This is a genomic window from Pseudomonas sp., from assembly GCF_050739995.1.
Taxonomy (GTDB): domain Bacteria; phylum Pseudomonadota; class Gammaproteobacteria; order Pseudomonadales; family Pseudomonadaceae; genus Aquipseudomonas.
The window spans coordinates 1-7325 of the sequence record NZ_JBOICG010000386.1; the positions used below are offsets into that span (position 1 = coordinate 1).

Here is a 7325-nt window from a genome sequence, read left to right on the forward strand (position 1 = left end):
GCCCGCTCCCACATTTGGAGCTTCATCGAGTTCAGATAGTGCGCAGGCGCTTGCGTTGCAAGGTCTGGCTCGGTGACTCATCGAACAGCTTGCGATACTCCGCCGAAAACCGTCCCAAATGGGTAAAGCCCCAGCCCAGGGCGATTTCGGAAATCGTACGGGTAGAACCGTGTTCAAGGATTTCCTGGCGCACGACGCCCAGCCGGTGCTTCTTCAGATAGGCCATGGGCGACAGGGCGAAGTACTTGCGGAAGGCATCGAACAGCTTGAACCGAGAGACACCGGCGGCAGCCTCCAAGTCTTCCAGGTGTATGGCTTCACGGGCGTTGTCATGGATGTACTGCCGCGCGCGGATCAAGTAGTGCGGCAGTTTCACTCCGAGCACGTCGCGCAGTTCTTCGGAGTAATTATTCGGCTGGGCCAGGATCAGGCCCTTGATCAGCGAGCTTTCCAGGTCCCGGGTAAACGCCGCCTGCTCATACAGCTCGCTGCTGCACTCCAACTCCGCAATCATGTAGCGCGCCATGCGCCACCACGACGCCGAAGCGCCATCGACTGCGTCCATCACCGACTCAAAGCGCAGCGGTGCTTCTATCGGTCGTTGCAGCAAACCTTCCAGGGACTCACGCATAGCCGCCTGCGTAATGACCACCTGCAGCTTGCGACAGTCACCGGAAATCGCCAGGACCTGGTGCTCGTTGGGCGAGATGATCACGCCTTGGTCGCGGTTGGAACTCAGGCGTAAACCGTGCTTGCTCAATTCCTGCTCACCCACCAACGGCAGGCTGAGACTGTAGCTGCTGAAGTGCTCGGCGTCTTCGATGTCGATGGTCACGTCAGTGCCGTACTCGATCACGCCCAAGGTGGTGGCGCGGGACTTGAATACGTTGGCGCTGTGGTGAAAGCGCAAGCGCTCGGGCGTGGCGGTGGCCAGCCGGTGTGGCCCGCAGATGCCACACATCCAGCTACGCGCACCTTCCAGGTCGAAACGTTGAATCGTTTGGCTGCTCATCAGGGTGCACCCACGGCGGTTAGGCGTTTGCGCGCTCTGGCGGCGCGTCTGTTCAATCACAGTAGCGCATTGCGCCGCCGTCCGGCACCCGCCCCAATTATTTGGCCCAGCTTCCCCGATTAAGCGGATAGCCCATGCCCAAGCGCACTGCTTTTAATGAGCCACCGATTAGCCCAAACAAAAAAGGTGCCTCCCATGAGTGGTGCAAGAAGCGTCGAGCAGTGGAAATCCTTTATCGAGAGTTGCCTGGATTTTCGCCCGGCAGACGAGGTGTTCCGCATTGCCCGGGACATGTTCACCGAGCCGGAACTGTTCGACCTGGAGATGGAACTGATCTTCGAAAAGAACTGGATCTATGCCTGCCACGAAAGCGAACTGGCCAACAACCACGACTTCGTGACCATGCGCGCCGGGCGCCAGCCGATGATCATCACCCGCGACGGCGAAGGCCAACTCAATGCGTTGATCAATGCCTGTCAGCATCGCGGCACCACCCTGACGCGGGTCGGCAAGGGCAACCAGTCCACCTTCACCTGCCCGTTCCACGCCTGGTGCTACAAGAGCGACGGCCGGCTGGTGAAGGTCAAGGCGCCGGGGGAATACCCGGAAGGTTTCGACAAGGCCACGCGTGGTCTGAAAAAAGCACGCATCGAAAGCTACAAAGGTTTTGTGTTCATCAGCCTGGACGTGCACGGCACCGACAGCCTGGAAGACTTCCTCGGCGACGCCAAAGTATTTTTCGACATGATGGTCGCCCAGTCCGCCACCGGCGAACTGGAAGTGCTGCCGGGCAAATCCGCCTACACCTACGACGGTAACTGGAAACTGCAGAACGAAAACGGCCTGGACGGTTATCACGTCAGTACCGTGCACTACAACTACGTGGCTACGGTGCAGCACCGCCAACAGGTAAACACCGAGAACGGCAGCGGGTCGGCCAGCACCCTGGACTACAGCAAGCTCGGCGCCGGCGACGCCAATACCGATGACGGCTGGTTCGCCTTCAACAACGGTCACAGTGTGCTGTTCAGCGACATGCCCAACCCCAGCGTGCGTTCCGGCTACGCCACCATCATGCCGCGCCTGGTGGAAGAACACGGCCAGCAAAAAGCCGAGTGGATGATGCACCGTCTGCGCAACCTGAATATCTACCCGAGCCTGTTCTTCCTCGACCAGATCAGCTCCCAACTGCGCATCATCCGCCCGGTGGCCTGGAACAAGACCGAGATCATCAGCCAGTGCCTGGGGGTGAAGAACGAGTCCGACGCTGACCGCGAGAATCGTATCCGCCAGTTCGAAGATTTCTTCAACGTCTCCGGCATGGGCACGCCGGATGACCTGGTGGAATTCCGCGAAGCCCAGCGCGGCTTCCAGGGCCGGCTTGAACGCTGGAGCGACATCTCTCGCGGCAGCCACCGCTGGGAAACCGGGCCCACGCCAAACAGCGAAGCCATTGGCATCCAGCCGGCGATGACCGGCACTGAATTCACCCACGAAGGCCTGTACGTCAACCAGCATCGTAACTGGCAGCAGTTCCTGCTCAACGGCCTCGATCAACAAGCGTTGAAACTGCGGGAGGTGAAGTGATGAATGCGCAACTGCAGTACCAGATCGAGCAGTTCTTCTACCGCAAGTCCGAGCTGTGCGACGCCCAGGACTGGGACGCCTATGTACAACTGTTCGACCCGCAAAGTGAGTTCCACCTGCCGCAATGGGACTCGGAACACGTCTACACCCGTGACCCCAAGCGTGAGATGTCGTTGATCTACTATGCCAACCGTTCGGGCCTGGAAGACCGTGTGTTCCGCCTGCGTACCGGTAAGGCGGCGTCAGCCACGCCGATGCCGCGTACCTTGCACTTGATCAATAACGTGCGTATTGCCGAGCAGGCAGGCGGCACCCTGGAAGTGAAGTTGAACTGGCACACGCTGTTCTATCGCCTGGCCATGTCGGAGCAGTTTTATGGACAGGCCACCTACTGCCTCAAACCCAATGGCGACAGTTGGCTGATCACCCGCAAACATGCGCTGCTGCTCAACGACACCATCAACTCGGTGCTGGACTTCTATCACCTATAAACCCTGTAGTGAGCGGGCTTGCCTCGCGCTGAAGTGCGTAGCGCTCCCATCTTTTGGGGCCACAACGCAGCACAGCGCGGGGCAAGCCCGCTCACTACAAGGTTCTGCGAGCAAATAAGATGAATCACAAAGTGGCCTTCAGTTTTGCCGATGGCAAGACTCTGTTCTTCCCGGTGGGTGCCCATGAAATCCTGCTGGATGCGGCCCTGCGCAACGGCATCAAGATTCCGCTGGATTGCCGCGAAGGCGTGTGCGGCACCTGCCAGGGTCGTTGCGAATCCGGCGAGTACAGCCAGGACTATGTGGACGACGAGGCGCTTTCCAGCCTCGACCTGCAACAACGCAAAATGCTCAGTTGCCAGACCCGGGTGAAGTCCGACGCGACGTTCTACTTCGACTTTGATTCGAGCCTGTGCAATGCACCAGGCCCAGTACAAGTGCGCGGCGCGGTGAGCGCGGTACAGCAGGTGTCGGCCAGCACGGCGATCCTGCGGGTGCAGTTGGATCAGACCCTGGATTTTCTCCCCGGCCAATACGCCCGCCTGTCGGTTCCCGGCACCGACAGCTGGCGTTCTTATTCCTTCGCCAACCTTCCGGGCAACCAGTTGCAGTTTTTGGTGCGCCTGCTGCCGGATGGCGTGATGAGCAACTACCTGCGCGAGCGCTGTCAGGTCGGTGATGACGTGCTGATGGAAGCCCCCTTGGGGGCTTTCTACCTCAGGCACGTCACCAAACCACTGGTGTTGGTAGCGGGAGGCACCGGGCTATCGGCCTTGCTGGGCATGCTCGATGAGCTGGCTGCCAACGGCTGCGCGCAACCGGTGCACCTGTATTACGGCGTACGTGGGGCCGAGGATTTGTGCGAAGCAGAACGTATCCGGGGCTATGCCTCGACAATCGCTGATTTTCGCTACACCGAGGTATTGAGTGACCCGTCGCCCGAATGGCCCGGCAAGCGCGGCTACCTCACCGAGCATTTCGACCTGGCCGAATTGCGGGACAGATCGGCGGATATGTACCTGTGTGGCCCCCCTCCAATGGTCGAATCCATCCAACAATGGCTGACGGATCAGGCGCTTAACGACGTTCAGCTGTATTACGAAAAGTTTACGCAGAGTAATATCTGACCCTCAGTACTTCTGAGGGGCAGATGCGGCGTGCACTTACCCTAAGAAAAACAAGTAGAAGGGAATGTTAATGGCGGATGACATGGTTAACCCGGTAGGCCTCAAGCGTGGCCTGAAGAACCGGCACATTCAGCTGATCGCCTTGGGAGGGGCGATCGGTACGGGGTTGTTCCTTGGCTCGGCCGGGGTACTCAAGTCGGCGGGACCGTCGATGATCCTCGGCTACGCGATTGCCGGGTTTATCGCGTTCCTGATCATGCGCCAGCTCGGCGAGATGATCGTCGAAGAGCCGGTGGCGGGTTCCTTCAGCCACTTCGCCCACAAATACTGGGGGGGTTACGCAGGCTTCCTGGCAGGCTGGAACTACTGGGTGCTGTACGTGCTGGTGGGCATGGCTGAACTGACGGCGGTAGGCAAGTACATCCAGTTCTGGTGGCCGGAGATCCCGACCTGGGTCAGTGCGCTGGTGTTCTTCGTGGCGGTGAACCTCATCAACACCCTGAACGTGAAGTTCTTCGGTGAGGCCGAGTTCTGGTTCGCGATCATCAAGGTGGTGGCGATTGTCGGCATGATCGTGCTCGGCTGCTACCTGCTGTTCAGCGGCAGCGGCGGCCCGCAAGCCACCGTCAGCAACCTGTGGAGCCACGGCGGGTTCTTCCCTAATGGCGGCATGGGGCTGTTGATGTCCATGGCGTTCATCATGTTCTCGTTCGGTGGCCTGGAGCTGGTGGGCATTACTGCCGCCGAAGCCAGTGAGCCGCGCAAAGTGATCCCTAAAGCGATCAACCAAGTGGTATACCGGATCCTGATTTTCTACGTCGGCGCCCTGACCGTGCTGCTGTCGCTGTATCCCTGGGACCAACTGCTGCAAACCCTCGGCGCGTCGGGCGATGCCTACAGCGGCAGCCCATTTGTGCAGATCTTCTCGCTGATCGGTAACGACACCGCCGCGCACATTCTCAACTTCGTAGTCCTGACTGCGGCGCTGTCGGTGTACAACAGCGGCGTGTATTGCAACAGCCGCATGCTGTTCGGCCTGGCCGAGCAAGGCGATGCACCGAAATCGCTGATGAAACTGAACAAGCAAGGCGTGCCGATTCGCGCCCTGGCGATTTCGGCGTTGGTGACGATGCTGTGCGTGGTGGTCAACTACGTGGCACCGAAAAGTGCGCTGGAACTGCTGTTCGCGCTGGTGGTTGCCTCGCTGATGATCAACTGGGCGCTGATCAGCATCACCCACATCAAGTTCCGCAAGGCCATGGGTGAGCAAGGCCTGACGCCGTCGTTCAAGACCTTCTGGTTCCCGTTCAGCAACTACCTGTGCCTGGCGTTCATGGTGATGATCATCAGTGTGATGCTGGCGATTCCGGGCATCAGCGAGTCGGTGTATGCCATGCCGGTGTGGGTGGGGATTATCTATGTGGCGTACCGGTTGCGGATCAGAAATACAAAGGTTGCAGTGACGCAATAACCCTGTGGGAGCCGGGCTTGCCCGCGATGCAGGCGACTCGGTTTTCCAGTGAGACCGAGGTGATGCCATCGCAGGCAAGCCAGCTCCCACAGGTTTGAATGCATTCCAAATGAAAAAGCCCCGGTAATCCGGGGCTTTTTGTTTAGAGCGTGGAACGCACCCGCCACAGCTCGGGGAACAACACCGTGTCGAGCATCTTGCGCAAATAACCCACGCCTTCCGTACCACCTGTGCCGGGCTGGAAGCCGATGATCCGCTCCACCGTGGTCACATGACGGAAGCGCCACTGACGGAACGAATCCTCCAGGTCGATAAATTTCTCGGCCAACTGATACAAGTCCCAGTAGCGGTTCGGGTCGCGGTATACCTCACGCCATGCCGCCTCCACGGACTCATCATGAACCGTCGCCGCCGTCGGGTCGCGCTCGGCGCGTTTCGGATCAATCGTCAGGCCTGCCTTGATCATCAGGTTGATCGCTTCGTCATACAGCGACGGTGTGGCAATCGCCACCTGCAACTCCTGAAGCAGTTCCGGACGATGGGCATGAGGCCGCAACAGCGCCGGGCTCTTGTTGCCGAGGATAAATTCGATCTCTCGGTACTGGAACGACTGGAACCCCGACGACTGCCCCAGGAACGGGCGGATCGCCTTGTACTCCGATGGCGTCATCGTCGCCAGCACCGCCCAGGCGTGCACCAGTTGATCGAAGATCCGCGACACCCGTGCAAGCATTTTGAACGCCGGTGGCAGCTCACCCAGGCGCACGTGTTCGCGGGCAGCCTTGAGTTCGTGGAGCATCAGTTTCATCCACAGCTCGGAAGTCTGGTGCTGGATGATGAACAGCATTTCGTTGTGGTCCGGCGACAGCGGGTGCTGGGCACTGAGGACTTTGCCCAGGTCCAGGTAATCGCCGTAGCTCATGGACTCGGAGAAATTCAGTTCGGCGTTATGCCATTCTTCAGGGGGCTGGCCGTCGGCAGGCTTATATTCTGGAGAGAAGGGACACTGGCTCATCGCGTGGGCTCCTTGAGCGGGCGGAGAATGGCGCGAACCGGGCTCGCATCCAGGTTGGCAAAACGCAGCGGCAAGGCGATCAGTTCATAGTCGCCTTCCGGTACATCGTCGAGCACGATGCCTTCGAGAATCGCCATGCCATGGCGGGCCACGGCGTTGTGGGAATCCATGGTCTTGGACTGTTGCGGGTCCAGGGATGGGGTGTCGATACCGACCAGGCGCACCCCCAGGCTGGCGAGCAGCTCAATGGTTTGTGGAGCGATGGCGGTGAAATTCGAATCCCATTCGGTCAGCGGCGCTTGTGGATAAGTACGCAGCAACACGCGCTCCGGCAAGTTATCCACACGCCCTTCCAACTGATGCGGCTGCACCAACGCGCCGCTACCCAAGCAATGCAGCACCCGGCAGGGACCCATGTACACATCCAGTGATACCTCGCCGATAGGCGCACCGTCTGCGCTGTAATGCAGCGGCGCGTCCACGTGGGCGCCGGTGTGTGGCGACAAGGTGATACGCCCGACATTCACCGGGCACTCCGGGCCAAACTGCCACACGCGCTCTTCCTGGAACGGCGTATCCCCCGGCCAGGTCGGAGTCGCCGTACTCAAGGGCGGGCTGATAT

The 7325-nt window shown here is 59.7% G+C and carries 7 protein-coding genes; 4 read left to right on the forward strand and 3 right to left on the reverse strand.

Going from position 1 to position 7325, the window contains the following annotated elements; genetic code table 11:
- Window positions 1–31: 31 nt before the first annotated feature.
- Window positions 32–1012 carry a helix-turn-helix domain-containing protein gene (locus ACRESD_RS12895; protein WP_431751248.1) on the reverse strand — a complete coding sequence of 327 codons (981 nt, stop codon included), beginning with the start codon at window positions 1010–1012 and terminating at the stop codon, window positions 32–34.
- Between the two features lie 195 nt (window positions 1013–1207).
- Between ACRESD_RS12895 and antA the strand changes: the two genes are divergently transcribed.
- From antA to ACRESD_RS12915, 4 genes are all read left to right on the forward strand, one after another.
- Window positions 1208–2599 (forward strand): anthranilate 1,2-dioxygenase large subunit, encoded by a 1392-nt coding sequence (gene antA, locus ACRESD_RS12900; protein WP_431751249.1) that lies wholly within the window; start codon window positions 1208–1210, stop codon window positions 2597–2599.
- Entirely contained in the window at window positions 2599–3090 is a 492-nt protein-coding gene (gene antB / locus ACRESD_RS12905) for an anthranilate 1,2-dioxygenase small subunit (protein ID WP_431751250.1), read from the forward strand. Before antA ends, antB begins: the two co-directional genes overlap by 1 nt.
- A 119-nt stretch (window positions 3091–3209) precedes the next feature.
- Entirely contained in the window at window positions 3210–4217 is a 1008-nt protein-coding gene (antC, locus tag ACRESD_RS12910; RefSeq protein ID WP_431751251.1) for an anthranilate 1,2-dioxygenase electron transfer component AntC, read from the forward strand.
- Between the two features lie 70 nt (window positions 4218–4287).
- The gene (locus ACRESD_RS12915; protein WP_431751252.1) at window positions 4288–5688 is read left to right on the forward strand and encodes an amino acid permease; all 1401 of its coding nucleotides are present in this window, start codon (window positions 4288–4290) and stop codon (window positions 5686–5688) included.
- A gap of 142 nt (window positions 5689–5830) precedes the next feature.
- On the opposite strand, the gene kynA is transcribed toward ACRESD_RS12915, so the two are convergent.
- Complete coding sequence (gene kynA, locus ACRESD_RS12920) at window positions 5831–6703, reverse strand: tryptophan 2,3-dioxygenase (protein WP_431751253.1); 873 nt, start codon at window positions 6701–6703, stop codon at window positions 5831–5833.
- The gene (gene kynB, locus ACRESD_RS12925) at window positions 6700–7323 is read right to left on the reverse strand and encodes an arylformamidase (RefSeq protein ID WP_431751254.1); all 624 of its coding nucleotides are present in this window, start codon (window positions 7321–7323) and stop codon (window positions 6700–6702) included. The genes kynA and kynB overlap by 4 nt, the downstream gene beginning before the upstream one ends.
- Window positions 7324–7325: the final 2 nt, after the last annotated feature.

Bases quoted from the DNA above. Each gene is read 5' to 3' on its own strand.
- ACRESD_RS12895 (WP_431751248.1), bottom strand. From the start codon at position 1,012: ATGAGCAGCCAAACGATTCAACGTTTCGACCTGGAAGGTGCGCGTAGC.
- antA (WP_431751249.1), top strand. From the start codon at position 1,208: ATGAGTGGTGCAAGAAGCGTCGAGCAGTGGAAATCCTTTATCGAGAGT.
- antB (WP_431751250.1), top strand. From the start codon at position 2,599: ATGAATGCGCAACTGCAGTACCAGATCGAGCAGTTCTTCTACCGCAAG.
- kynA (WP_431751253.1), bottom strand. From the start codon at position 6,703: ATGAGCCAGTGTCCCTTCTCTCCAGAATATAAGCCTGCCGACGGCCAG.
- ACRESD_RS12915 (WP_431751252.1), top strand. From the start codon at position 4,288: ATGGCGGATGACATGGTTAACCCGGTAGGCCTCAAGCGTGGCCTGAAG.
- antC (WP_431751251.1), top strand. From the start codon at position 3,210: ATGAATCACAAAGTGGCCTTCAGTTTTGCCGATGGCAAGACTCTGTTC.